Source organism: Sphingobium sp. TomTYG73 (assembly GCF_055394245.1).
The window spans coordinates 2,266,471-2,291,350 of sequence record NZ_AP027339.1; the positions used below are offsets into that span (position 1 = coordinate 2,266,471).

General features: G+C 62.6%; 20 protein-coding genes and 1 tRNA gene. 12 read left to right on the forward strand and 9 right to left on the reverse strand.

The annotated features are described in order from the left end of the window. Window positions 1-35 precede the first annotated feature (35 nt). The 7 genes from ispG to ACZ5TH_RS11470 all read left to right on the forward strand — a co-directional run bounded on the left by ispG (window position 36) and on the right by ACZ5TH_RS11470 (window position 8,334). Window positions 36-1,196: a flavodoxin-dependent (E)-4-hydroxy-3-methylbut-2-enyl-diphosphate synthase gene (gene ispG / locus ACZ5TH_RS11440; protein ID WP_464793987.1), complete on the forward strand. Its 1,161-nt coding sequence runs from the start codon at window positions 36-38 to the stop codon at window positions 1,194-1,196. A 202-nt stretch (window positions 1,197-1,398) separates the two neighbouring features. Then, the gene (locus ACZ5TH_RS11445; RefSeq protein WP_464793988.1) at window positions 1,399-2,322 is read left to right on the forward strand and encodes a DMT family transporter; all 924 of its coding nucleotides are present in this window, start codon (window positions 1,399-1,401) and stop codon (window positions 2,320-2,322) included. Window positions 2,323-2,467: 145 nt separating this feature from the next. Continuing rightward, window positions 2,468-4,795 carry an FtsK/SpoIIIE family DNA translocase gene (locus tag ACZ5TH_RS11450; RefSeq protein WP_464793989.1) on the forward strand — a complete coding sequence of 776 codons (2,328 nt, stop codon included), beginning with the start codon at window positions 2,468-2,470 and terminating at the stop codon, window positions 4,793-4,795. A gap of 265 nt (window positions 4,796-5,060) precedes the next feature. Then, window positions 5,061-5,699 (forward strand): LolA family protein, encoded by a 639-nt coding sequence (locus tag ACZ5TH_RS11455; RefSeq protein WP_449474549.1) that lies wholly within the window; start codon window positions 5,061-5,063, stop codon window positions 5,697-5,699. Window positions 5,700-5,967: 268 nt separating this feature from the next. After that, entirely contained in the window at window positions 5,968-6,765 is a 798-nt protein-coding gene (locus tag ACZ5TH_RS11460) for an exodeoxyribonuclease III (protein ID WP_449474550.1), read from the forward strand. 13 nt (window positions 6,766-6,778) lie between these two features. Further along, the gene (gene ribA / locus ACZ5TH_RS11465) at window positions 6,779-7,837 is read left to right on the forward strand and encodes a GTP cyclohydrolase II (protein WP_449474551.1); all 1,059 of its coding nucleotides are present in this window, start codon (window positions 6,779-6,781) and stop codon (window positions 7,835-7,837) included. After that, entirely contained in the window at window positions 7,834-8,334 is a 501-nt protein-coding gene (locus tag ACZ5TH_RS11470; protein ID WP_464793990.1) for a L,D-transpeptidase family protein, read from the forward strand. The genes ribA and ACZ5TH_RS11470 overlap by 4 nt, the downstream gene beginning before the upstream one ends. 2 nt (window positions 8,335-8,336) lie before the next feature. On the opposite strand, the gene ACZ5TH_RS11475 is transcribed toward ACZ5TH_RS11470, so the two are convergent. Together ACZ5TH_RS11475 and mutS are read right to left on the reverse strand one after the other, a co-directional pair. Further along, window positions 8,337-11,099, reverse strand: a complete 2,763-nt coding sequence (locus tag ACZ5TH_RS11475; protein ID WP_464793991.1) for a [protein-PII] uridylyltransferase — start codon at window positions 11,097-11,099, stop codon at window positions 8,337-8,339. A 15-nt stretch (window positions 11,100-11,114) separates the two neighbouring features. Next, on the reverse strand, window positions 11,115-13,760 hold the full coding sequence (gene mutS / locus ACZ5TH_RS11480) for a DNA mismatch repair protein MutS (RefSeq protein WP_464793992.1): 2,646 nt from the start codon (window positions 13,758-13,760) through the stop codon (window positions 11,115-11,117). Window positions 13,761-13,887: 127 nt separating this feature from the next. Here mutS and ACZ5TH_RS11485 point away from each other — a divergent pair, with 127 nt between their 5' ends. Then, complete coding sequence (locus ACZ5TH_RS11485) at window positions 13,888-16,149, forward strand: NADP-dependent malic enzyme (RefSeq protein ID WP_464793993.1); 2,262 nt, start codon at window positions 13,888-13,890, stop codon at window positions 16,147-16,149. Window positions 16,150-16,161: 12 nt separating this feature from the next. Here ACZ5TH_RS11485 and cofC read toward each other — a convergent pair whose 3' ends face one another. Genes cofC through cofE form a run of 3 tightly spaced genes read right to left on the reverse strand, consistent with a single transcriptional unit; the run spans window position 16,162 to window position 18,428 of the window. Further along, window positions 16,162-16,740 carry a 2-phospho-L-lactate guanylyltransferase gene (gene cofC / locus ACZ5TH_RS11490; RefSeq protein WP_464793994.1) on the reverse strand — a complete coding sequence of 193 codons (579 nt, stop codon included), beginning with the start codon at window positions 16,738-16,740 and terminating at the stop codon, window positions 16,162-16,164. 3 nt (window positions 16,741-16,743) lie between these two features. Beyond that, complete coding sequence (gene cofD, locus ACZ5TH_RS11495; RefSeq protein WP_464793995.1) at window positions 16,744-17,676, reverse strand: 2-phospho-L-lactate transferase; 933 nt, start codon at window positions 17,674-17,676, stop codon at window positions 16,744-16,746. Further along, window positions 17,673-18,428 (reverse strand): coenzyme F420-0:L-glutamate ligase, encoded by a 756-nt coding sequence (cofE, locus tag ACZ5TH_RS11500; RefSeq protein WP_464793996.1) that lies wholly within the window; start codon window positions 18,426-18,428, stop codon window positions 17,673-17,675. Before cofE ends, cofD begins: the two co-directional genes overlap by 4 nt. Window positions 18,429-18,530: 102 nt before the next feature. Here cofE and ACZ5TH_RS11505 point away from each other — a divergent pair, with 102 nt between their 5' ends. Then, complete coding sequence (locus ACZ5TH_RS11505) at window positions 18,531-19,511, forward strand: polysaccharide deacetylase family protein (protein WP_449470533.1); 981 nt, start codon at window positions 18,531-18,533, stop codon at window positions 19,509-19,511. Window positions 19,512-19,543: 32 nt separating this feature from the next. Here ACZ5TH_RS11505 and ACZ5TH_RS11510 read toward each other — a convergent pair. Next, window positions 19,544-19,635, reverse strand: a tRNA-Ser gene (locus ACZ5TH_RS11510). Between the two features lie 233 nt (window positions 19,636-19,868). Here ACZ5TH_RS11510 and ACZ5TH_RS11515 point away from each other — a divergent pair. After that, window positions 19,869-20,663, forward strand: a complete 795-nt coding sequence (locus ACZ5TH_RS11515; RefSeq protein WP_460987081.1) for a DUF1134 domain-containing protein — start codon at window positions 19,869-19,871, stop codon at window positions 20,661-20,663. Window positions 20,664-20,669: 6 nt separating this feature from the next. Here ACZ5TH_RS11515 and dinB read toward each other — a convergent pair whose 3' ends face one another. Genes dinB through ACZ5TH_RS11530 form a run of 3 tightly spaced genes read right to left on the reverse strand, consistent with a single transcriptional unit; the run spans window position 20,670 to window position 22,848 of the window. Further along, complete coding sequence (gene dinB, locus ACZ5TH_RS11520) at window positions 20,670-21,749, reverse strand: DNA polymerase IV (protein ID WP_464793997.1); 1,080 nt, start codon at window positions 21,747-21,749, stop codon at window positions 20,670-20,672. A 56-nt stretch (window positions 21,750-21,805) separates the two neighbouring features. Beyond that, complete coding sequence (locus ACZ5TH_RS11525) at window positions 21,806-22,336, reverse strand: YceD family protein (protein WP_464793998.1); 531 nt, start codon at window positions 22,334-22,336, stop codon at window positions 21,806-21,808. Then, window positions 22,333-22,848, reverse strand: a complete 516-nt coding sequence (locus ACZ5TH_RS11530; protein WP_464793999.1) for a ubiquinol-cytochrome C chaperone family protein — start codon at window positions 22,846-22,848, stop codon at window positions 22,333-22,335. The genes ACZ5TH_RS11525 and ACZ5TH_RS11530 overlap by 4 nt, the downstream gene beginning before the upstream one ends. Before the next feature lie 88 nt (window positions 22,849-22,936). Here ACZ5TH_RS11530 and ACZ5TH_RS11535 point away from each other — a divergent pair, with 88 nt between their 5' ends. Further along, window positions 22,937-23,494 carry an outer membrane protein assembly factor BamE gene (locus tag ACZ5TH_RS11535; protein WP_460987084.1) on the forward strand — a complete coding sequence of 186 codons (558 nt, stop codon included), beginning with the start codon at window positions 22,937-22,939 and terminating at the stop codon, window positions 23,492-23,494. A gap of 532 nt (window positions 23,495-24,026) precedes the next feature. Further along, a complete protein-coding gene (locus ACZ5TH_RS11540; RefSeq protein ID WP_449470543.1) occupies window positions 24,027-24,788 on the forward strand; it encodes a LuxR C-terminal-related transcriptional regulator in 762 nt (253 codons plus the stop codon). Window positions 24,789-24,880 lie beyond the last annotated feature (92 nt).

Genomic DNA, 24,880 nt, shown 5'->3' on the forward strand with positions numbered 1-24,880 from the left:
CTATAGGGGCTCCATCAGCACGGAGCCCCTAGTTCATGTCCGACCATAATCCCGGCCTGCGTCCCTGGCGCGACATCGCCCGTCGCCCATGCCGCCAGATCATGGTGGGCAATGTGCCCGTCGGCGGCGGCGCGCCCGTCACCGTGCAGACGATGACCAACACGCTGACGCATGACGTCAAGGCTACGATCGACCAGATTCGCCGTTGCGAGGATGCGGGCGTGGACATCATCCGCGTGTCCTGCCCGGATGAGGAATCGACCGCCGCCCTGAAGCAGATCGTCCGCGCCGCCCGCGTGCCGATCGTCGCCGACATCCATTTCCACTATAAGCGCGCGCTCGAAGCCGCCGACGCGGGCGCCGCTTGCCTGCGCATCAACCCCGGCAACATCGGCTCGGAAGCGCGCGTCAAGGAAGTGGTCGACGCCGCCAAGTCCAATGGCTGCGCCATCCGCATCGGCGTTAATGCAGGCTCCCTTGAAAAGGACCTGCTCGAAAAATATGGCGAACCCTGCCCCGAAGCGCTGGTCGAAAGCGCGCTCGACCATATCAAGCTGCTCCAGGATCAGGATTTCCACGAATATAAGGTCGCGGTGAAGGCCAGCGACGTCTTCCTCGCCGTCGCCGCCTATATGCAGCTGGCCGAAGCCGTGGATTGCCCGCTCCACCTTGGCATCACCGAAGCGGGCGGCCTGATCGGCGGCACGGTCAAAAGCGCGATCGGCATCGGCAACCTCCTCTGGGCCGGGGTCGGCGACACGATCCGCGTCTCCCTTTCCGCCGAACCGGAAGAGGAAGTCCGCGTCGGCTATGAAATCCTCAAATCCCTCGGCATCCGCACGCGCGGGGTAAAGGTCATCTCCTGCCCCAGCTGCGCGCGTCAGGGTTTCGACGTCATCCGTACGGTGCAGGCGCTGGAGGAACGGCTTCAGCATATCCACACGCCCTTGTCGCTCTCCGTCCTCGGCTGCGTCGTCAACGGCCCCGGCGAAGCGCGGGAGACCGACATCGGCCTCACCGGCGGCGGTGCTGGCAAGCATATGGTCTATCTCTCCGGCCTCACCGACCACACCATCCAGGACGAAGGCATGATCGACCATATCGTCAACCTGGTCGAAGCCAAGGCGGCGGAGATCGAAGCCGCCAAGCTCGAAGCGGAAACAACCGACGCAGGCCGGGCGGAAGCGGCGGAGTAGGGGGAGGGAGGGCGTTCCGCCACACCCCGCACACTCGCTGCCGTCCCCTCCACGGGTGAATCAGGGCTCTTCCCATACCCCACCCCGTTCGGGCGGTCCGAACGAGTCACTTGCCTCATTCGGATGTCGAAGCCCTTTCCTTCTTCTTCCTCCACGCTCAAAAACACCGAGCACCCCCCCGCCGCCCCCATGCCATGAACCGATGACCCAACCCCGCTCCCTCGCCATCCCCTTCGCGGTCTGCTGCGCCGCCGTCCTGCTCTTCGCCATCATGGACGCGGCGATGAAGGGGTTGAGCCTTTCCATCGGCCTCTTCAACGCCTTGTTCTGGCGCGCCCTCGCGGGAACGCTGCTCGGCCTGGCGATCATGCTGCCGGGCCGCCATCGCTGGCCGGGCAGGGCGGCCCTGCGCCTGCATGTCCTGCGCGGCTGTGTCGTGACTCTGATGGCCAGCCTCTTCTTCTTCGCGCTGATGCGCATGCCGCTCGCCGAAGCCATCGCCCTGTCCTTCATCGCGCCGCTCATCGCGCTTTATCTTGCCGCGCTGCTGCTGGGCGAACGGATCGGCAAGCGCGCCATCAGCGCCTCTCTCCTCGGACTCGTCGGCGTCGCGGTGATCCTGTCGAGCCGGATGCAGGACAGCTATAATTGGGACGCGCTGCTGGGTGCCGCCGCCGTGCTGATTTCGGCGGTCCTCTTCGCCTGGAACCTCATTATCCAGCGCCAGCAGGCGCAGCTTGCCTCGCCGGTCGAGGTCGCCTTCTTTCAGCACTGCGTCATGCTCATCCTTTTTGGCCTGTGCGCGGCCGCCGCATGGGTCGCGCCTGATCTGGTGCCGCTGCGCCTTGACCTGCCCCGGCCGGATTCCGCGCTCCTCATCGTCGCCTGCGCGGCCTTCGCCTTCACCTCGCTCGCCGCCTTCGCCTGGGCCTATGCGCGGGCAGAGGCGCAGCATCTCATCCCGGTCGAATATACCGCCTTCATCTGGGCAGCGATCATCGGCTGGCTCGCCTTCGGGGAACGGCTGACCCTCACCACCCTCGCGGGCGCGGCGCTGATCGTCGCCGGATGCCTCATCGCCATGCGCGCCGCTCCCCCCGCGCAAATGCATGAAGGAATCGCATAGCGTGCCGATTCACCTGCAAAATCCGTTCTTCTCGCCACTTTCTTCATGACTTTCCCACGACCAGCCGAACCGCCGGACTCTTGACGCGGACTCCCCGCTCGGCGCATTGTGCCGGAACGGAACATTTGGGGGACATTCAAAAGCCATGGCTGTCAGCCGCGGAGCCAAGCGCACGCCGGAATGGCGCGAGATGCTGAAACGCAGCCTCATCCGCAGCGGCGCGCTCATCAGCGCGATCGCGCTGATGCTGGCGACCCTGTTCCTTGCGCTCGCGCTGCTCAGCTTCCGCCTGAGCGACCCGTCAATGATGACCGTCGCCGACAATCAGGTCCAGAATATCATGGGCTGGCCCGGCGCATGGATCTCCGCCTTCCTCTTCACCCTGCTCGGCGTGCCCGTCGCGCTCGTCCTTCCGCTGCTTGCAATCACCGCCCGCCGCCTTTGGGGTGATCAGGACATGACCGGGTGGAAAGGGCAGTTTGGCAAATGCTTCCTCGGCATCATCCTCATCGGCATCGCGCTGGCGATGTTCCAGCCTGACTCGCTGATCGATCTGCCTTCGGGCTGGGGCGGCCTCATCGGCCTCGCGACCGCCAACGGCGTACGCAGCCTCACCTCCGCCGCACCCGCCGCGCAAGGATGGATTACCGGCATTCTCGTGGTGCTGATGCTACTCGCCGGATTCTTCACTTGGTATCGCAGCCTTGCGCTGGAAAAGCCGATCCTCGCCCTGCGCCGTCCCACCTTGCCGCGTCTCAGCCTTCCCAAACCGGCCCTCGCTTTCGCGGGCGGCGGGAGCGTTACTGCCGACGCGCAAGATGACGATGACGAAGCGGCAGAACGCGTCATCGCTCCCCGCCGCGCTGTGTCGAACGAGCCCAAGCCGCCGATCACCATCCAGACTCCGAAACCCGCGCCCGCCCAGCGGCAAATGGCGCCGGTGTCGCAGGATGACCTGTTCGGCCATAGCTCGCTGCCCTCGCCCGACCTGCTCAATCCGATCCCCGCGAGCCAGTCCCAGAAGATCGACAAGGCCGCGTTGGAACGTAACGCCCGCCTGCTCGAATCCGTGCTCGACGACTTCCATGTGAAGGGCAACATCGTCGAAGTGCGTCCCGGCCCGGTCGTCACGATGTACGAACTGGAGCCCGCCCCCGGCATCAAGGCGAGCCGCGTCATTGCTCTGGCCGACGACATCGCCCGCAACATGTCGGCTCTATCCGCCCGCGTCGCGACCATTCCCGGCCGGACGGTCATCGGCATCGAACTGCCCAACGCCAACCGGGAGGGCGTGTCGTTCCGCGAGCTTATCACCTCCGAACAGTTCGTGCAGGACGCCACGCTGCCAATCATCCTGGGCAAGAATATCTCCGGCGAACCGATCATCGCCGATTTGGCTCCCATGCCCCATCTGCTCATCGCTGGCACCACCGGATCGGGTAAGTCGGTGGGTCTCAATGCCATGATCCTGTCGCTGCTCTACCGCATGACGCCGGATCAGCTGCGTCTCATCATGATCGATCCCAAGATGCTGGAACTGTCGACTTATGACGACATCCCGCATCTGCTGTCGCCGGTCGTGACCGAGCCTGCCAAGGCGATCCGCGCCCTCAAATGGGCGGTGGAGCAGATGGAGGACCGCTATCGCATGATGGCGTCCATCTCCGTCCGGAACCTTGCCAACTATAATGAGAAGGTTCGCGCAGCAAAGGCCAAGGGCAAGCCGCTCGGCCGCCGGGTGCAGACGGGCTATGACCCGGAAACCGGCAAGCCGATCTATGAGGAAGAACAGCTCGATTTCCAGCCGCTGCCGCAGATCGTGGTGGTGGTGGACGAACTCGCCGACCTCATGATGACGGCAGGCAAGGAAGTCGAGTTCCTGATCCAGCGCCTGGCGCAAAAGGCTCGCGCGGCAGGTATTCACCTGATCCTCGCGACGCAGCGCCCATCCGTGGATGTCATCACCGGCGTCATCAAGGCGAACCTTCCGACCCGGATCAGCTTCTTCGTCACTTCCAAGATCGACAGCCGAACGATCCTGGGTGAGCAGGGCGCCGAACAGCTGCTGGGCAAGGGCGACATGCTCTACATGCACGGCGGCAAGGGCCTGATGCGCGTCCATGGTCCCTTCGTTTCCGATGACGAGGTGCGCGTGGTCGCCGACCATTGGCGAGCACAAGGACAGCCGGATTATATCTCGGCCGTGACCGAGGAGCCGGAGGAGGGCAGCTTCGCGCTCGACGGTGTGGATTTGGGCGACGACAGCCCCGATGCGCAGCTGTTCCGCAAGGCATGCCAGCTGGTGTTTGAAAACCAGAAGGCTTCCACCAGTTGGCTGCAGCGTCAGCTCCGCGTCGGCTATAATTCGGCTGCGCGCCTCATTGAGCGGATGGAAGAAGAAGGGCTGGTCGGCCCTCCGAACCATGTCGGCCGACGTGAGGTATTGCGCGACGAAAATGGCAATCCGCTATGACGGTTGCGTCAAACGCAATCGAGCTGGCCCTCTATGCATTTGCGAAAAGGATCAGCGCCGTTCAATAAGAGCGGGCCTTTCAGGCATCCTCTCCTAAAACTTTCCGGCTGGTCTTCGGACCAGCCTTTTTTTTGTTCGCCGGGCGAGCTACCCCACGGCTGCAAAGCGCCCATGCAGGGTTCGGAGATCAGGAACGCATCAGTTCACAATGGGTTCAACGCCTGATCGCTACTCCTTGACCTCTCAACAAAGCGGAGAAGAATGCATGAAGCGCTTGTTTGCGCCACTCGCCCTGGCCCTGGCCGCCGCACCGTTGTTCGTTCCAGCCGCGCCCGTTGCCGCGCAGCAGTCGCCGGACGGCATGGACCGGGTAAATGCCTATATTCGCGGTGTCACCACGATGACGGCCGATTTCGTGCAGACCGACCGCGCCGGTCAAACCCTGACGGGCAAACTGACGATCAAGCAGCCCGGCAAGGTGCGGTTTCAATATCAAAAGGGTGTACCGCTGCTGATCGTCGGCGACGGCAAGGCCTTAACCATGATCGACTATGAAGTCCGGCAGGTACAGCGCTGGCCCATCGGCAGCTCGCCCTTGGGCGCCTTGCTCGATCCGAAAAAGGACCTGTCCCGCTTTGGCAAGTTGATCCAGACCGGGGATCCGAAGGTGATCAGCGTTCAGGCACGCGATCCCAAACGGCCGGAATTCGGGACCATCACGATGATCTTTGAACGGGATCCTGCCGGGCCGGCAGGTCTTCAGCTTTACGGATGGGTAGCGCTCGATTCTCAGAATAACCGCACTAGCGTGCGCTTGTCGAACCAGCGTTATGGCGTCCCGGTTGCGAATTCCGCCTTTCGTTGGACAGACCCGCGCCCGAAGGGTCGCGTAGCCGGGGGGTGAAACGGGCCTGGCATGAGATGGATGGCGATCTTCGGAATCTTGTTCATCTTCGGCTCATATCCGGAACCCTAATAAGAACTCCACGGCGCGAGACGAAGTCCGGGATTTCCCCCCTGTTACTCGGAACGCAGCTCCCGCCGCAAAGCGCTTCAAGGGCGCGATCGAGACCCCCGTTCCATGCCCCCGGAGCGGGGGTCTTACTTTGCCAGCGGCATGTCGGCGCAGAGCCAAGCTTGCGAAGCCGTTCGCAGGCCCTTAGGGGATCAGCATGCCGAAAACACTGAGCATCGCATCCTGGAACATCAACAGCGTCCGCGCCCGGATAGACATCGTCGAACGTTTCCTGACCGAAGAGGCGCCTGACCTTCTTTGCCTTCAGGAGACGAAGGTGGTGAATGACATATTCCCCACCGACATGTTCAGGCGTCTGGGCTATGTTCATCAGGTGCTGAATGGCCAGCGCATGCATCATGGCGTGGCGATCATGAGTAAAGTGCCCATTCATGAGGATGACCGGCTCGATTGGCAGGCCAATGGCGAAGCGCGTCATGTCGGCGTCCGTTTGGACAACGGCGTGCGGATAGAAAATGTCTATGTCCCTGCCGGAGGCGATATTCCCGACCGGACAGTCAATCCGAAGTTCGGTCAGAAGCTCGATTTCATTGAGCGCATGATCGAATGGTCCTCCCAGCTTGAAGACAAGCCGACGATCCTCACTGGCGACTTCAATATCGCGCCTATGGAATGCGATGTGTGGAGCCATAAGCAGCTGCTCAATGTCGTCAGCCATACGGCAACCGAATGCGAACTGCTGGCTCGGTTGCAGGAATCGAACAATTGGATCGATATCGGCCGCCAATTCTTTCCTGCTCCGGAGCGGCTTTATACCTGGTGGAGCTATCGCGCGCGGGATTGGGCGGAATCGGATCGTGGGCGGCGGCTGGACCATATGTGGATGACGCAGGATGTCGCGGCAAAGGCGATCGGGCACCGTGTTGTCGAACCGGCGCGCAGCTGGACCAAGCCATCGGATCATGTCCCGATCATCACCGAGTTCGCCTTCTGATGGACCATCTCCCATGAACGGGCGCGCCGCCGCCCGCGCGATTGACGCTCTGCGCCGTGGTTGGGCGGTTACCGTTCGTGCGACTGACGGCGCCATACGCGTCATGGCGGTTGAGGGCGCGGATGCGGTGACGCTGAAGACTTTCGATCCTGCGGGCAAAGCGGACATATTGATAGCAGCAGCCCGGGGCGAGACATTGAAGCTCGCCAACCAACTGGCAGCGGCTGATCCCGACATGCCCGTGCTGATCGCCCGCGCGCCGTGGATCGACGGCGATGTTGCTACCGCGATTGCTGACCCGGTACTCGACCTCTCATCACCTTTGAAGGGACCGTTTGCGGCCAAACCCCTTGCCGCGCCGCTGGCGGCCAAGGCGACGCTCAAGCTCGCCCGGCTGGCGGGTATCCTGCCTGCTTTCTTTTTGGGATCGGAGGGAGAGAGCGAGGCCGAGGTCAGTGCCGATGACATCGACGCTTATGATGACGCCGCTCATCTTGCCATAGCGACGCGCGCGCGGCTGCCGGTGTCAGCCTGCGAGACCGCCGAGATCATTGCCTTTCGCAGTCCGGATGAGCCACGGGAGCATGTCGCCCTGATCGTCGGGACGCGGGATTCCTCGCCGCCGGTCATCAGGCTGCACAGCGAATGCCTGACGGGGGACGTGCTGGGCAGCCTCAAATGCGATTGCGGGCCTCAACTGCATGAGGCGCTGCACCGGATCGCCGACTCCCGCTGGGGCGTGTTGCTTTATCTTCGGCAGGAAGGCCGGGGGATTGGCCTCATCAACAAATTGCGCGCCTATGCCTTGCAGGATCAGGGTTTCGACACCGTCGATGCCAATGTCCGCCTTGGCTTTGCCATTGACGCGCGTGATTTCTCGGTCGCCGCGCGCATGCTCAAGCTGTTGGGCATTGAAGAGGTGCGGCTGCTCACCAACAATCCCAAGAAGGTGGAGGGGCTTGAAGGCGCGGGTATCAAGGTGGCTGAACGCCTGCCCATCATACTGCCCGCCAACCCGCACAATGAACAATATCTGGCGACCAAGCGCGATCGTACCGGGCACCAGCTGTGACCACAATTCGCGTGGACAGCGCCGCCGGGCGGTTGCGGTTAGGCACGCTGGACATCCCATGCACGCTGGGCCGGGGCGGCGTGTGCGCGGCGACCGCTAAACGGGAGGGAGACGGCTGCACACCACTAGGCGCCTGGCCGCTGCGGGGCGTTCTGCTGCGGCCGGGAAGGGTGGAGCCTGCCGCAATCCGGCTTCCATGGCGGTGGGTGAGGGAAGGTGATGGCTGGTCCGACGACCCTGCCGATCCCGCCTACAACCGGCCGGTCCATCTGCCACGGCGCTTTTCGGCGGAATCGCTCCTGCGCGGCGATGATGCCTATGATGTGATCGTCGTGCTGGGACATAATGACGCGCCGCCTGTGCCAGGGCAGGGCAGTGCGATCTTCCTCCACCTGTCCGAAGGGCGTCCTACGGCGGGCTGTATTGCTATCGACCGTGGCGACATGTTGAAACTGCTGCCGCTGCTGGCTGCCGGCGACGTTGTGGAGATAGTTTAGGCTCAGGCCTGCTCAAGAGCCTCATCGACCTGATCGCCAGCAGCTTCAAGCAGCCGCCGCTCCAGCGTCTGGATGCGTACCTTGCTCTCAATCTTGCCGCCCAAAAGGTCGGTCACGTAAAATGTATCGACCGCGCGTTCGCCATAGGTGGCGACATGGGCGCTGTGCACAGTGACCTTCGACTGGAACAACGCGTTGGCAAGGCTGAAGAGCAGGGCGGGGCGGTCTCGAGCATTGACCTCGATCACCGTGAACCGATTGGACGCCTTGTTGTCGATCAGCACATTGGGTTCGATCCGGAACGCTTCGGCGCGGGTGCGGGGCAGGGGGCGCGCTTCCAGCTTCGTGATCATGCGATGGCGATTCGCCAGCGAATCCTCGATCGCATTGCGGATACGGGTCAGCTGTTCCGGGCTATGGAAAGCGCCACCCAAAGGGTCCTGCACCAGGAAGTTGTCGATGGCGACGCCGTCGCGCGTGGTGTGGATACGCGCATCGATGATATTGCCGCCTGCCAGATGGATCGCTCCGGCAATCCGGTAGAAAAGGCCCGGATGGTCAGCGGCATAGACGGTGACAAGCGTGGCGCCGCGCTGCGGATAATATTGCGCGGCAATCGACAGCGGCGAATCGGCTGATGCCAGGATATGCTGCGCGTTGTGGATCAGGATGTCCTCAGGCTCGGCGATCCAGTAGGATTCGGGCAGGCGCTTGCTGAGCTTCTGGAAGTCGGCCTTGGACATGCCGAGCGCCTTGCGCAGTGATTCCTGCTTGGCGGTGACGCGTTCGCCACGCCCCTTTTGCTTGTGGCCAAGCCGCAGCACTTCCTCGGCAGCCTCATAGAGGTCTCCCAGTAGTTGCCGTTTCCAGCTGTTCCACACGCCGGGACCCACGGCGCGGATGTCCACGACGGTGAGGCAGAGCAGCAGGCGAAGCCGCTCGGGGCTCTGCACCACCTCGACGAAATCCAGGATCGTCTTGTAATCGGCCAGATCACGCTTGAACGCCGTGGCCGACATCAGCAGATGATGGCGCACCAGCCAGGCGACGGTTTCCGTTTCGGCCGGCGTCAGGCCAAGGCGCGGGCAGAGATGGTCGGCTACCTCGGCGCCAAGTACGCTATGGTCGCCGCCACGGCCCTTTGCGATGTCGTGCAGCAGAACCGCGACATAGAGCACCCGGCGCGACAGCAATTTGCCCATGATCTCGGTGGACAACGGGTGGTCTTCTACCAGAGCGCCCTTTTCCACGCGGGCCAGAAGCCCGACTGCGCGGATGGTATGCTCGTCCACCGTATAATGGTGATACATATCGAACTGCATCTGCGCCACAACGCGGCGGAAATCGGGAATAAACCGGCCAAACACCGTCGATTCGTTCATCCAGCGCAGCACCGTTTCCGGATCGCGGGTCGATGTCAGCACATCCATGAAAGCGGCGTTGGCGCGAGCATCGCGGCGGATTTTTGCCGTGATGAGGCCTGCGTCCCGGCTGGCGGTGCGCATGGCGCTTGGGTGGATGCCCAATTCATGGCGATCGGCTACCGCGAAGATTTCGAGCAACCGCACCGGGTCCTGCTGGAAAAAGTCGTCGCTTGGCAGCGCGAGCCGACCACGGTCGAGCACGAACCCGTCCAGCTTCTTTGGCCGACGGAATATGGACGGAATATAGCGCCGCCCCTTCGCCGCCATCTGGTCGTCCAGATGCGCCAGGAACACCGCGGTCAGGTCGCCCACGATTTTCGCGTTCAGGAAATAATAGCGCATGAAGCGCTCCACGCCAGAGCGGCCCTGCCGCCCTGTGAAGTGCATCCGCGTGGCGGTTTCCAGCTGTAGATCGAACGTCAGGCGATCTTCCGCTCGCCCCGTGATCATGTGCAGGTGGCATCGGACGGCCCAAAGAAAATCCTCAGCCTTCTGGAATTGCCGCAGTTCCAGATCGGTCAGCAAGCCCACGTCCACCAGCTCGGCGACGGACTTCACCCGATTCACATATTTGCCGATCCAGAACAGCGTGTGGAGGTCACGCAGCCCTCCCTTGCCTTCCTTGACATTGGGTTCAACGACATAGCGGCTATCGCCCATGCGCTTGTGCCGCTCGTCGCGCTCCTCCAGCTTTTCCGTGACAAAGGCGCGCGCCGTCCCCTGCATCACCTCAGCGTCGAAGCGCTTGGCGGTGTCCTCGTATAACGCTCGGTCGCCCCAGACATAACGCGCTTCGAGCAATGCCGTGCGCACGGTCAGATCCGCCTTGGCCATGCGCATGGTTTCATCGATCGAGCGGCTCGAATGCCCGACCTTCAATCCAAGGTCCCAGAGCGAGTAAAGCATGGATTCGATGACCTGCTCGGTCCACCCGGTGGGCTTCCATGGCGTGATGAAGGCGATATCCACGTCGCTGTGCGGCGCCATCTCGCCACGGCCATAGCCGCCTACGGCCATCAGGGTAATGCGCTCACCCGTGCTGCGATTGCTGGCAGGGTATAGATGATGCGTCGTTGCATCGTAGAGCAGGCGCAGAATCTGGTCGATCAGGAACGCAAAGGCGGTCACGGCCTCGCGCCCGCGCGTAGGCTTGGCCTCCAACCGCTTTGCGACGTCGACCCGTCCGGCATCCAGCGCGGTCTTCAGCTCGCGGACCACCAAGGCCCGCAGCTTCGCCGGATCGCCCCGATGCTCCTGCGCCAACGCGTTGATGCTGTCCGAAATCGCGCGCCGGTCGATGATGGAGCGGCGAGAGCCAAGGGAGGGAAACTGCATGACCATGGGCGCAGTCTAGTGTCAGCTGCTGGCCGCGGCCAGTTGTTTCAAGCGATAAAGCTGTTCCAGCGCCTCCCGGGGAGAAAGCGCATCGGCATCGATCATGTCGAGCGCGGCGCGCAGGGCATCGACCGCTTCCTCTTCCTGCGCCGCAGCGGCGGCGAAGAGGGGAAGGTCGTCCAGGCCCGCCGCGATGCCGCCGGTCTTTGCCCGGCCCGCTTCCAGTCTGGTCAGAACATCCTTGGCACGCTTGAGAACGGCCGGGGGCAGCCCGGCAAGGCGCGCAACGGCGAGGCCATAGCTACGGTCGGCTGGCCCTTCCGCGACCTCATGAAGCAAGATGAGATCGCCTTTCCACTCGCGGGCACGCACATGATGCAGGGATAGCGACGACAGAGTCTCCGCCAGCCGTGTCAGTTCATGATAGTGCGTCGCGAACAGGCACCGGCAGCGGTTGACCTCATGCGCCGCTTCGACGACCGCCCAGGCGAGGGCCAACCCGTCATAGGTGGATGTGCCGCGTCCGACTTCATCCAGGATGACGAAGCTGCGTTCCGTCGCCTGCGAAAGGATCGCGGCGGTCTCCACCATTTCGACCATGAAGGTCGATCGCCCGCGTGCAAGATTGTCCGATGCCCCCACGCGACTGAACAACCGATCGACCAATGTCAGGGTCGCCGACTGAGCAGGGACATAGCTGCCCGCCTGCGCAAGAATCACGATCAGCGCATTCTGTCGCAGGAAGGTGGATTTGCCGCCCATATTGGGGCCGGTGACCAGCCAGAGCCGGTCTTCGGCACCCAGACAGCAATCGTTGGCGACAAAGGGCTGCCCTTCCTTCCGCAGCGCGTCCTCGACCACCGGATGTCGGCCGCCGATGATCTCAAGGCACGGCTCGCCGCCCTCCTGAGGTAGAAAATGCGGCCGCTGCCAGCCTCCTTCGGCTGCGCGTTCCGCCAGCGCTGCTGCAACGTCCAGCCGGGCCAGCGCATCAGCGGCCAGCGCGATCTCTGCCTTGCGAGCCAGGGCGGCTTCGACAAGATCCTCCAGATGCGCGGCCTCGGCTACCAGCGCATGGGCACCTGCCTGCGCGACCCGCCCAGCCTGTTCATGCAGGTCGACCGAATTGAATCGCACCACGCCCGCCAGCGTCTGGCGATGCGTGAAGCCGCTGTCTGGCTGCATCAACGGATCGGCGGCGCGTGCGGGCACTTCGACATGATAGCCAAGCACGCCGTTATGCCGGATTTTCAGCGACGCGATGCCGGTGCGCTCGCGATAACTAGCCTCCAGAGCAGCGATCGCCCGCCGTCCGTCGCCTGCCATCCGCCGCAGCTCGTCCAGAGCCGGATCGTAGCCGTCGGCAATATATCCGCCATTGGCCGTCTCGGTCGGCGGACTGGGGACCAGCGCCCGCGAAAGGCTGTCCACCAACGCTCCGTGGCCATCGAGGGCTGGCAGCAGTTGCTGGAGCAGCGGCGGCTGGTCAGCCAATCGCCCAAGTCTTTCGCGGAGCATTCGCGCTTCGTTGAGCCCGTCGCGCAGCTGCCCCAAATCGCGTGGACTGCCTCGGCCCACGGCGATGCGTCCGAGTGCTCGCCCTACGTCGGGCAGAGCCCTCAACGCGGCACGCAACTGGTCGCGCAGCAGCGGGTCATCATGGAGGAGCTGGACCAGACCCAGCCGGGCCTCGATCAGCCCTTGATCCATCAACGGCGCCGACAGGTCCTGCGCCAGCAGCCGGGCGCCTGCGCCCGTGACCGTCCGATCCACCGCGCCCAACAGGCTGCCCGCCCGCGCGCCGCTCATCGTCGCGCTGATCTCCAAACTTTCCCGGGTGGCCGCGTCGATCGCCACATGGGCACCGCTCGCCTTGCGAACGGGGGGCGCCAGAAAGGGCAGGGTGCCCTTGCCCGCATGATCGAGATAGGAGACCAGTCCGCCCATCGCGGCCAGCTCCGCCCGGCTGAACTGGCCGAATCCGTCGAGGGTAGCGACGCCGAACAGCCTCTTGAGCGCTGACTCGGCCCGGTTGCTGGAAAATGCCGCACGATCGAACGGGTGAGCTTCGGGTAGATCGAGGGCGAGGCCGTCGGGCACGACGATTTCGCTCGGCCGAAGCCGCGCCAGTTCGGCGGGCAGGTCGCTTGTCCGCAGCGTCAGCGTTTCGAACCGTCCGGTGGAAATGTCGGCTGCGGCTATTCCGATCTCGCCTGCGCCGTCGCCGCCCGTCTGGGCCAGCGCCACCAACATGTTGTCGCGCCTGGAATCGAGCAGCGTCTCCTCGGTCAGCGTGCCCGCCGTGACATAGCGTACGATGGCGCGGGCCACGAGCGCCTTGCTGCCGCGCGCCTTGGCTTCCGCGGGGGTTTCGGTTTGTTCGGCGATGGCGACCCGGTGTCCGGCCTTGATCAGCCGGGCCAGATAATTTTCTGCGCTATGTACAGGCACGCCACACATGGGGATCGGCGCGCCGCCATGTTCGCCCCGGCTGGTGAGCGCGATGTCCAGCGTCGCCGCGGCAGCCTTTGCGTCGTCGAAGAATAGCTCGAAGAAGTCGCCCATGCGGTAGAATAGCAAGCAATCCTGCGCCTCAGCCTTCAACGCCAGATATTGCGCCATCATCGGCGTCGGCTGGGTCGCGGCGTTTTCCTTAGGGCTGTGCATGACCGTCAGGCGATAGCGGCAAGCGGCAGTTCAGGAAAGGGCGTGAAAAAACGTGCGGCTCGCGCTTGCCGACAGGTCGGGCTTGCCGCTAGGGCCTGTTTACTAGGTAAAGAGGGGCGGATGCGTCATGGCTGATAAGTCGAGTGTGGAATTTTCCGAGCGCGAGGCGCTGTTCTTCCATTCGACTGGCAGGCCGGGCAAGATCGAAATCATCGCGTCGAAGCCGATGGCGACGCAGCGTGACCTCAGCCTTGCCTATTCGCCGGGCGTCGCCGTGCCGGTGCGCGCCATCGCCGCCGATCCGCAGGCCGCCTACGACTATACGGCCAAAGGCAATCTGGTCGCGGTCATTTCCAACGGCACGGCTATCCTTGGCCTTGGCAATCTGGGCGCGCTTGCATCGAAGCCGGTGATGGAAGGCAAGGCAGTGCTCTTCAAGCGCTTCGCCGACGTGGACTCGATCGATATCGAGCTTAAGACCGAGGACGTCGATAAGTTCATCGATGCGGTGGAACTGATGGAGCCGAGCTTTGGCGGCATCAACCTTGAAGACATCAAGGCGCCGGAATGCTTCATCATCGAACAGACGCTGAAAGAGCGGATGAACATCCCGGTTTTCCACGACGACCAGCATGGGACGGCGATCATCGCCGCCGCTGGCGTCATCAATGCGGCGATGCTGACCGGGCGCGACCTTAAGGACATGAAGGTCGTGGTGAATGGCGCAGGCGCGGCCTCCATTTCCTGCACCGAACTGATCAAGGCGATCGGCGTCTCGCACGACAATGTCATCATGTGCGACAGCAAGGGCGTGATCTACCAGGGCCGTACCGAAGGCATGAACCAGTGGAAGTCGGCGCATGCGGTGAAGACCGACGCCCGCACGCTGGGCGAAGCGATCAAGGGCGCTGACGTGTTCCTCGGCTTGTCCGTTGCCGGAGCGGTATCGCAGGACATGGTGAAGGCGATGGCGGAAAAGCCGATCATCTTCGCCATGGCCAATCCCGACCCGGAAATCACGCCTCCCGAAGTTCTGGAAGTTCGCCCGGATGCGATCGTCGCTACCGGGCGGTCGGATTATCCCAACCAGGTCAACAATGTGCTGGGCTTCCCTTTCATTTTCCGGGGCGCTCTGGATGTGCGCGCAACGGGCATCAACGAACCGATGAAAGTGGCGGCGGCGCACGCCATCGCTGAACTGGCGCGCGAACAGGTGCCGGAGGAAGTCGCCAAGGCTTACGGCCGTTCGCACAGCTTCGGTCCCGATTATATCATCCCGGCGCCGTTCGACCCGCGTCTGATGGAGGTCGTTCCGGTAGCGGTCGCGCAGGCGGCGATGGAAAGCGGAGTCGCGCAAAAACCGATTGCCGACATGGCGGCCTATCGCCAGTCGCTCAAAGGCCGGTTGAACCCGACGACGTCGGTCCTCACCATGGCCTATGAGGTCGCCAAGGCCAATCCCAAGCGCGTCGTGTTCGCCGAAGCGGAGGAGGAAGTGGTGCTGCGCGCCGCCATCCAGTTCCGTGATCTTGGCTACGGCATTCCCGTTCTCGTCGGCCGAAACGAAGTCTATGACAAGCTGAAGGCGCTTGGCGTCCGCGATCCTGAAAGTTTCGAACTGCATAACAGCGTCAATTCGCCTCTGGTCCCCGAGATGGTGGATACGCTCTACAGCCGCTTGCAGCGACGCGGTCATCTGCGGCGCGACTGCGAACGCATGGTCAATCGCGATCGCAATATCTTTGGTACCTTGCTTGTCAGCATGGGCCATGCCGATGCGATGATCACAGGCGTGACGCGGCCCTTCGCCCAGACTCTGCGCGAGGTGAAGCGCGTCATGGACCCGGTGGTGGGGCGCACTGCCTTTGGCATCCATATCATGGTGTCGAAGGACAAGACGGTGTTCCTGGCCGACACCACCGTCAATGAACGGCCCTCCGCCAGCGAGCTGGCCGACATCGCCGAGGGCACTGTCGCGGTCGCACGGCGCATGGGTCATGACCCGCGCGTCGCCTTCCTGTCCTATTCCAACTTCGGCAACCCGCCAGGCGGCCATCTGGAAAATGTCCGCGATGCGCTGAAGGTTCTCGATGGCCGTGACGTCGATTTCGAATATGAAGGCGAAATGACCGCGGATGCGGCGCTTAATCCCGCCGTCATGAAAAATTATCCCTTCAGCCGCCTGTCCGGCCCGGCCAACATCCTGGTCATGCCCGGCCTGCAATCAGCCAACATCTCGGCGAAACTGTTGCGCGAACTGGGCGGCACGACGATGATCGGCCCGATGCTCGTGGGCATGGAGAAGTCCGTGCAGATCGCGACCATGTCTTCAAATGCGTCCGAACTGCTCACACTGGCGGTACTCGCTTCGGCAGGGGTGGCCCTCTAAGGCAGGGACGGGCTAGCCCCGCCGCCAGAGCGCGAGCTCTTCCGGCCGATCGATATCGAGTTCCAGTCCGGGTCGTTGCACGCTGCGAAAAAGCAGGCCGAGCCTGTCCGCTTCGGCCTCATGCGCGGCAAAACTGCCCTCTCCATAATGGAAGCGGAACTCGGCCGCGCCGGGGAGGGGTAGTAAGAGCGCGTTGGTGCCCGTGCCCGCATGATCGGGCGCGACCGCGATGCTATCCCTCGGCAGGTTCAGCAGTGCCGTCACATCATCAGGCCCGATCAAAGGAAGGTCCGCCGACAATATCAACAGCCGGTCGACCCCTTCCCCGATCGCCGCGTCTCGCGCACTCATCAGGGCTGCGTTCAAGCCGCGTCCCGGGTCAGCAAGTAGCGGAATATCCTCTGCCAGACCATGGCGCGACGGCCCCAGCAATAAAACCTGCTCCCGCCCTGCAACCGCTTGAGCAGCAGAAACGGTTTGGCGCAGCATCGTCGCCACCAGCTTTTGCCTCTCATCCTCGCCAAGTACAGGGGACAGCCGCGTCTTGCATAGTTGCGGCGCCTTGACCGGGATGACGATCCAGCAGCGCACGGTTCAGCTGGCGATCCGGTCCGCCAGCGCCAGGGCGGCGCGCGCAACTCTTTCCCGGTCCTCCAGCGTCTTCATCAGCGTGTCGCAAACGTCGTGTGGGATCGAAATGTCAGAGGCGTCGTCGCGTTCGTCGATCAGAAGCCCGTCGATCACATCGGCATAATGGGCCGCGATGCTTTTATTGGTCACGGTCAGGCCCAACTCCTGCATCAACTTGGCGGTGGGTCCCTTGACCGCCTGGCCCCCGACGATCGGCGACACCGCAACAACCGGCGCGCGAGCGGAGACCAATGCTTCCCGGATGCCAGGCACCGCAAGGATCGGATCGACGCTCAGCCAGGGGTTGGAAGGCGCTATCACAATGGCCCGTGTGTCAGGGGCGGTGATCGCTTCGATCACGCCTGCCGCCGGTATAGCGCGCTCTGCGCCTTCGAAACGAATGGTCCGCACCTCTGGCGCGCAGCGGCGTCCGACGAAATAGCGCTGGAACGGCATGTCGCCTTCGCTGGTGTTGAGATGCGTCGCAACCGGGTCATCACTCATCGGCAGGATGGTAAGGTCCAGCCCCCATGCAGAAGCGAAGCGGGCCGTAATCGCGCTCAGCGTCTCTCCGCGCGCCAGCAGATGAGATCGCAGCACATGCAGCGCCAGGTCGCCATCGCCCAGCAGGAACCAATCTTCGCCGCCCAGGGATTTGAGGGCGTCCATGAAGCTCCAGCTCTCGCCTTCCCGGCCCCAGCCCTGGGCCGCATTGGCCTTCCCGGACAGGGTGTAGAGAAGGGTGTCGATGTCAGGAGAGATGGTGAGTCCGAAGTGCCGGAAATCGTCGCCCGTATTCACAATGGCGGTAATCTGTTCCGGCGGGTAAATGCGCATGAGACCCAGCACCAGCTTGGCGCCGCCCACGCCGCCAGTCAGCGTCACGATACGGCTCATCGAAACAGATCCTCCTCCAGCGGCCGGACAAGCGCCGTTGCAGGCGCGTCGCCCTGTGGCCAGCGCAATCCCCGCATCAGCACGGCCGGAATGCCTTCGGCCCCTTCGCCCGTGACCAATGCGGCGGCGGTCGCAATCTGGTCAGCCAAGGCGATCTGCGTCACTTCCAGGCGGCGGCCATCCCTGTCCCTGTCTCCCCTTCGGTCGATCAGCGCAGGCAAGCGTGCCGCGCCTATGGCAACGCCGACCACCCCGTAGCGCCACGGCCGCCCGAAGCTGTCGGATATCACCACCGCAGGCGCGATCCCGCCGTCGGTAAGGGCATGGCTGATCGCGGCAGCTGAGCGATCAGGATCGAGGGGCAACAGCAACGCCCGTTCCGGGCCGCCCGGGCCGATATTCGACCGGTCTATGCCGCTATTGGCCATGACATGGCCCAGCCTGTGACGAGTGATCAATATGTGGGGCACGGCACGGACGACGGCGACGCTTTCCCGCAGCACAAGCTCGACAAGGCGCGGGTCCTTTTTGGTGATTGTCGCCAGTTCCAGAGCCTCCGGTCCCGGCTCGACCTGGGCAAGATCGACCATGCGACCTTCCGCCTTGGACAATATCTTCTGCGTGACGACCAGCACGTCGCCGTCCAGCAACGGCCAGAGCCCTGCCATTTTCAAAGCGTCTTGCAGCAGGACGGCCAAATCATCACCGGCACAAATTTCAGCCATGCCGGTCAGCGGGTGAATTGAAATCATAAGGCGATGTAGCGCGCGACTGGTCCAGTGGGTAGCCGCCCTGTCGCCATAGTTAGGGCGGCGTTACGGCTCCTTAACATGGATGGGGTAGGGACATCGGCAATGACTGCCCTGCTGATCACCGTGGACACAGAATTATCGTCACTGCTTCACGAGCGGGGAATAAGTCTGGAGGATAATATCCGCCTGTCCATCTGGGCAGAGTCTCGGGGCCAAGCCTATGGCGTCGGCTGGCAGATGGCGGAGCTGGAAAGGCATGGCCTCAAAGGCGTGTTCTTCGTCGATCCGATGCCCGCGCTGGTTTATGGAACCGAGTTTTTGAAGCCCATCGTCGCCTCGATCGTGGACCGGGGGCACGAGGTGCAACTGCACGTTCACAGCGAATGGCTCCGCTGGGCGCGCCACTCCCCTGTCGAAGGGAGGCTGGGCCGCAATATCGGTGACTTTTCGATGAATGATCAGATCACCCTGCTGCGCTTGGGCAGGCAATGGCTGGAGGAAGCCGGAGCGCCTGCGCCCATGGCCTTTCGAGCAGGCAATTTCGGTGCCAATGACGATACGCTGCGCGCCCTCGCTCATGTCGGCATGACGTGGGACAGCAGCGTAAACCCCGCCTATCACCGCTATGGCTGCCGCATCAACGGTGCGCGCGATCAGGTCGCACCAACGCGCAGCTTCGGTGTCTGTGAGCTTCCAGTTTCGGGCATCACCGACCGGCCCGGCAGCTTTCGCCCTGCGCAAATTTGCGCGATGTCGGCGAAGGAGATGCGCACCGGGCTGTGCCACGCGGTGGGCGAGCGGCATGCCGCGTTCGTCGTCGTCACGCATAGCTTCGAAATGCTGACCCGCGACCGCCAACGTCCCAATCATGCAGTAATGCGCCGGTTCACCGCTCTCTGCCGGGAGGCTGTGAAGCTGACGGGCCTTCGTGTCGGTGGTTTTCATGACCTGCCGCCCAGCTTGGCGACAGAGGCGAACCCCTCGCACAGCCGCGTCCCGCCCGACCGTTTTCGCACCACCAGCCGGATGGTTCAGCAGCTATGGGCCAGCTGGCGCTACGAACGCCGCTTCATACCGTTCTGAACAGCGGCGGCGGACGGGATTTTACGGAAAGGTGGCGGAGACGGAGGGATTCGAACCCTCGGTGCCGAATTCTCAGCACGACGGTTTAGCAAACCGTTGGTTTCAGCCACTCACCCACGTCTCCAAACATGGCCTGAATACCCGCTTGGGGCGGGACAGCGGCTAGGCGAGAAGCGCTATAACGGTGGCTTTCGCGCAAGGCAACGGGTGTATGCCATGAAATTCTTACAAACTTGTCCGCAGGATTCGTTCCAGCCCAGAATCGACTCGGGTCGCCGTTCGTTCATTGTCGTTTCAGCTTGCTTTCCGATAATCTGATAGTTGGTCGAAGAGCGGAAAATTCGGGGAGTAGCGGGCATGATCGGGATTTTAAGGCGTGCGGCGGCTCGCAATGTGCGGCGGGGTGCGATGGCATTTGCCGCCGCGGGCATGGCGTTCAGTCCAATTGTTGCGACTGCGCAGGTGCGCACGGTCGATCCCAACACCGCGATCGACGCGGACCTCGCGCCCGTTCCGCCCGCGAACAGTACCCCGACCGACCCCGGCGTCGACCACAGCGTTCCGCCCCCCAGCAATACGGCGCCGGATTATGCCCCGCCCGCGGCGAACAGCACCGCCACCGGCGCGCCGGTAACGTCCAACTCGCCCCCCGCCGCCTTGAGCCCGAGCGAATCCTATCAGGAAGATGACCTGATCGGGGCGGCCGAGGGCGTCTTTGGCAAGGGGGCCGAGGGGCTTGCCGGCATGATCGAGAAGATCCTGAAGGATCAGGGGCGTCCCAACGCCTATATTGCCGGTCGGGAAGCATCCGGCGCCTTTGTCGTTGGCTTGCGCTATGGATCCGGCACGCTCAACCATAAGGTGGAAGGCAAGCGGGAGGTGTATTGGACCGGGCCATCCATCGGCTTCGATGTGGGCGGCAATGCGTCCAACACCTTCGTCCTGGTCTATAATCTCTACGACACGCAGGACCTTTATCACCGCTTCCCCGCTGCCGAAGGCACGGCCTATCTCGTCGGTGGCTTCACAGCCAGCTACCTGCGTTGGGGCAGCGTAGTGCTGATCCCGATCCGCCTGGGCGTGGGTTATCGGCTGGGCATCAACGCTGGCTACATGAAGTTCACGGAAAAGCGGAACTGGCTGCCCTTCTGATCCGGTTCAAAGGACAAAGCTAAGCTGCTGGCCTCCCTCGACCGGCTCTTCGGTGTCGAGATTATGAACGCCAAGACCCAGCAGCCGAGCCCCCATGGGTAGCGGCAACTGGGCGAGCAGCAGGGAACGCGCCGTTTTCGCCAGTAGGTCAGACGAACGAACCGGGGCGCTTATGCTTTTCGACCGGGTGATGATTCGGAAATCGGCAAATTTGATTTTCAGGACGATGGTGCGGCCATAGGCGCCGCTCTTCTCGATCCTTCGCCAGAGGCTTTGCGAGATACGGTCTATTTCTGTGACCAGCGCGTCCTGCGTTATCAGGTCGTCGAAAAATGTGTCCTCAACGCTGACGGACTTCCTTTCCCGCCGCTCGTGGACGGGTCGGTCGTCCTCCCCGCGCGCGGCACGATAATAGAAGGGGGCGGCGCTGCCGAAATGCTGCTGGAGGAAAGGCAGGTCCCGCGCGCGAAGGTCGGCGCCGGTTTCAATCCCCAACGCCTGCATCCGCCGTGCCGTCACCGGGCCCACGCCATGGATGCGTCGCACAGGCATCTCCGCCATGAAGCCTGCTCCTTCGCCGGGTCGCACGACGCAAATGCCGTCCGGCTTGTTCTGATCTGAAGCGAGTTTGGCTATCAGCTTGTTGTAGGATACGCCGGCCGAGGCGGTGAGGCCCGTTTCTTCGTGGATCATGCGCCGGATTTCCTGGGCGATGACCGTTGCGGAGGCCAGGCCCGGCTTGTTCACCGTGACATCGAGATAAGCCTCATCAAGCGACAGCGGCTGAATGATGTCGGTGAAGCGGGCGAAAATCTCCCGCACATGAGCCGAAACGGCGCGATATACTTCGAACCGAGGCTTCACGAACAGAAGGTCCGGACAGAGCCGCCGCGCCCGCGCGCCGGGCATGGCCGATTTCACGCCAAATGTGCGAGCCTCATAGCTGGCGGTGGCAACGACCCCTCGCGGGCCGCCTCCGCCCACGGCGATCGGCTTGCCCCGCAAGGTTGGGTCGTCGCGCTGTTCGACCGACGCATAAAAGGCATCCATGTCGATATGGATGATCTTGCGCGGCCCGGAATCCATGGCAGGGGTTTATGCCACAGCAGGAACGAAAGCAAAACGCGGAAGGCGTCGTCAGGTCAGGACTTCTTGTCCTTCAAAGACTGGAGGACAGCGAAAGGACTGGCCTGTTCTTCCGAAAGGACGCCCGCTTCCCGCAAATAGGAGTCTGCGTCGGCAGAACGGGGATAGGGCGCCATGGCCAAGGCCATAGTTTCGGCGACCGCTTCCCCCATGTCGATTGTCTGCCCATCAAAGCCGATGATGTCGCAATCCTCCGAATCGATCTCCATCTCTTCGTCATCGCCTTCATCGCCGCGCTCCGCGACGAAGCGCAGCAGGAATTCGGTGTCGATCTTCTCGGGCACGGCCACGCCGGTAGCGACGCAGGGCTGGGCCAGTTCCGCCCGCACGCGCCCGCGTGCCTCGATGCCGCTATCATTTTCGCTCAGCGTATAATTGGCTTCAAGGCGGCTGAGCGAAAGCAGATGGAAACGCTTCGCCAGTGCTTCCCGCTCGTTGGCGTCGGCGGTGATCGTCACTCCTTGCGCATGCCGCACGATCTGATCAGCGCGCACCGGGCGAGAGAATTCGGGTGCAGGGTTGCTCATCCAATATCTCCGGTCAGCAATGCGTCCAGCGGCAACGCGGAAAGCCGAACCCAGCGCGATCGCAAGCGAGATTCGACATGATTGATCGCACCATCACCCGGCGTCGCGCCACGATACAGGTTGCGCTCCAGCGCTTCCCGCAGCTCCGCCTCGCCCAGTAGTGCAGCTTTATAGGCCGACAGTCTGCCGCCCAGCGCGCTCACCATCCGGCCGATATGCTTGCCCACCACGACGTCGCCCACGCCTTCCTGACGCAGCTGGCCGTCCATGTCATCGACGAATAATTCCGTCAGCCAAACGCTCTCCTGCGCGGCGCCGATCGCTTCCATCCGCATCAGCACCTGCGCGAGGATGGCGACGATCATGTCGAACCGGCCGTCCATGGTGTCGGGGACCTGGCCTTCCATATACCAGTGCGGTTGACGCCCTTCATGGACGATGGCTTGATAGAGCGGCTGCATCGCGTCCTTGGGATCGGTTCGCGCGAACAGGCGCTGAAAGAGGTTTGGCATGTCGAAGCAGTTTCCTGGCTGAGCTGAGCGGAGGCCCCCTTGCCGGGGGTCGCGCATTTCCATATTGATCGGCGGGCCGCGCGATGCAATGGCGGCTTTGGTTTTCGCGTTTTCCCGGGGCCTGTCCCGGCAGGAGAAGTTCATGCGTCAGTTCAGCCGACATCTGTTGCTCGCCGTCGGCCTTGGCGCGCTGGTCCTCGGTACATCCGCCTGCACCCGCATCCGGACGCATCAGGGCTATCAGGTGGACAAGCTGCTGGTCGATTCGATCCAGCCGGGCATCGACAACCGTGCCTCCGTTGAAGGCACGCTGGGCCGACCCAGCTTCACCGCGCAATTCGGTGATCAGGACTGGTATTATGTGTCGCGCGACATGCGGGCGCTTGCCTTCTCCAATCCCAAGCCCGTGGCCCAGACCGTGTTGCATGTCCGTTTCGACCCGGCGGGCAATGTGACTGCCGTGGATCGCATGGGGCTTGAGCAGGTCGCCAAGATATCGCCCGCGGGCGACAAGACGCCGACCCTTGGCCGTCATCGCAGCCTGTTCGACGAGATTTTCGGGAACATCGGCACGGTGGGAGCCGGTGGCATGGGCGGCGGCGGTGGCGGCAGCAATACCGGCGGTGGCGGTCCTAACGGTTCCTAAGGACAGGATAGCAAGACTGTCCGGGGTCAACGCTCCCTTTTAGCGGAAGCCTTATTACCGGATTCCCCCTGGCGGCTGTGGCAAGAAAGCCCCGCCTTCGCGAGTCTCGAGCAGGCTTGCGCGCCAGCAGCGGCGACATCAAAAAATTCCGGCGATCCAAGTCATTGGACTCGTTTGGAAACATGGTTAATTTTTCGCGTTAACAAATAGAGACTCGCAACGGCGACGGCTCAGGCATATGCTTGATCAGTGTCGTCGGCCGTAAGACTAAAGTAGTATATCTCGCTCTGCACGTACGGCATACTACATAAGGTTAAAGTCAGAATATAACGCATTAACAGTTCGTTAGCGAATTCTGACACTAACCCCAAATTTCCGCGAGCAGTTCAGGACTCTTGTCGCGCAAATATGCTAGTCATAACTTATTGAAACGAAAAGAAAGGGTCGCACCGCAGGCATTTGGAAACTGGTCTTTCACGCTTCGTTTGGGGCCTGCTAACGAAGGTGGAAGGGATCATGAGGGGAATACCCAATGGCTTACCCAGTCAATGTGCGTCTGTTGTGCGGTAATGCAATTGTTAGAGAAGGGCTGAGCCGGATTCTCACTGAACGAGATTTCCGGGTTAACCAATATCCCAATATTGCCGCTGCACTCCAGAAGGCGGAGGTGCCGGAAGAAGATACCGGACCGTCGCTGCTCCTGGTCGATAATGGAACCGAAGAACTTGATGCGGACAGCGTCGCCGTCCTTCAACGGCGATTTCCCTGTTCCTATCTGGTGGTTCTGTCCGACCGGTTCGATTTCCAGACGATGCTGAAGGCCTTCCGGCTTGGTGCAATGGGTTATATCATCAAGGAAATCAGCTGCGACCGCCTGGTGGCGACGCTGCATCTGGTGGCGATGGGCGAACGGGTGCTCCCACCGCAACTCGCCGATGAATTGCAGTCTCGACCGACACTCACGGACGCGCTGGAGGTTGAACGGCCAGTCGATGCCGCCAGCCTGTCGGACCGCGAGCTGGAAATTCTGCGCTGGTTAATCATGGGGTGCCCCAACAAGGTGATCTCCAAGAGAATGGAAATCAGCGAGGCGACGGTGAAGGTCCATGTGAAGGCGGTGCTGCGCAAGCTGCGCGTCAAGAACCGCACCCAGGCTGCGATCTGGGCAGCCAATCATGGAATGCGTGGACGGGTGCCGGAGGTAGAGCCGGTAGTGCCAGTGGAGGTGACGATCCCCCATCCCGCGCAGCTGCCGCCGCTTGAAATGGCTGCCATGCCGCTTAGCCGTGCCTGAACTGGATCGTCGCCCGAAAAGGGCTGCGGTCACCCCCTCATAAATTCTGAATGATGCTCCTGCGCGCAAACGCAGGAGCCTCAGAAGCCCAA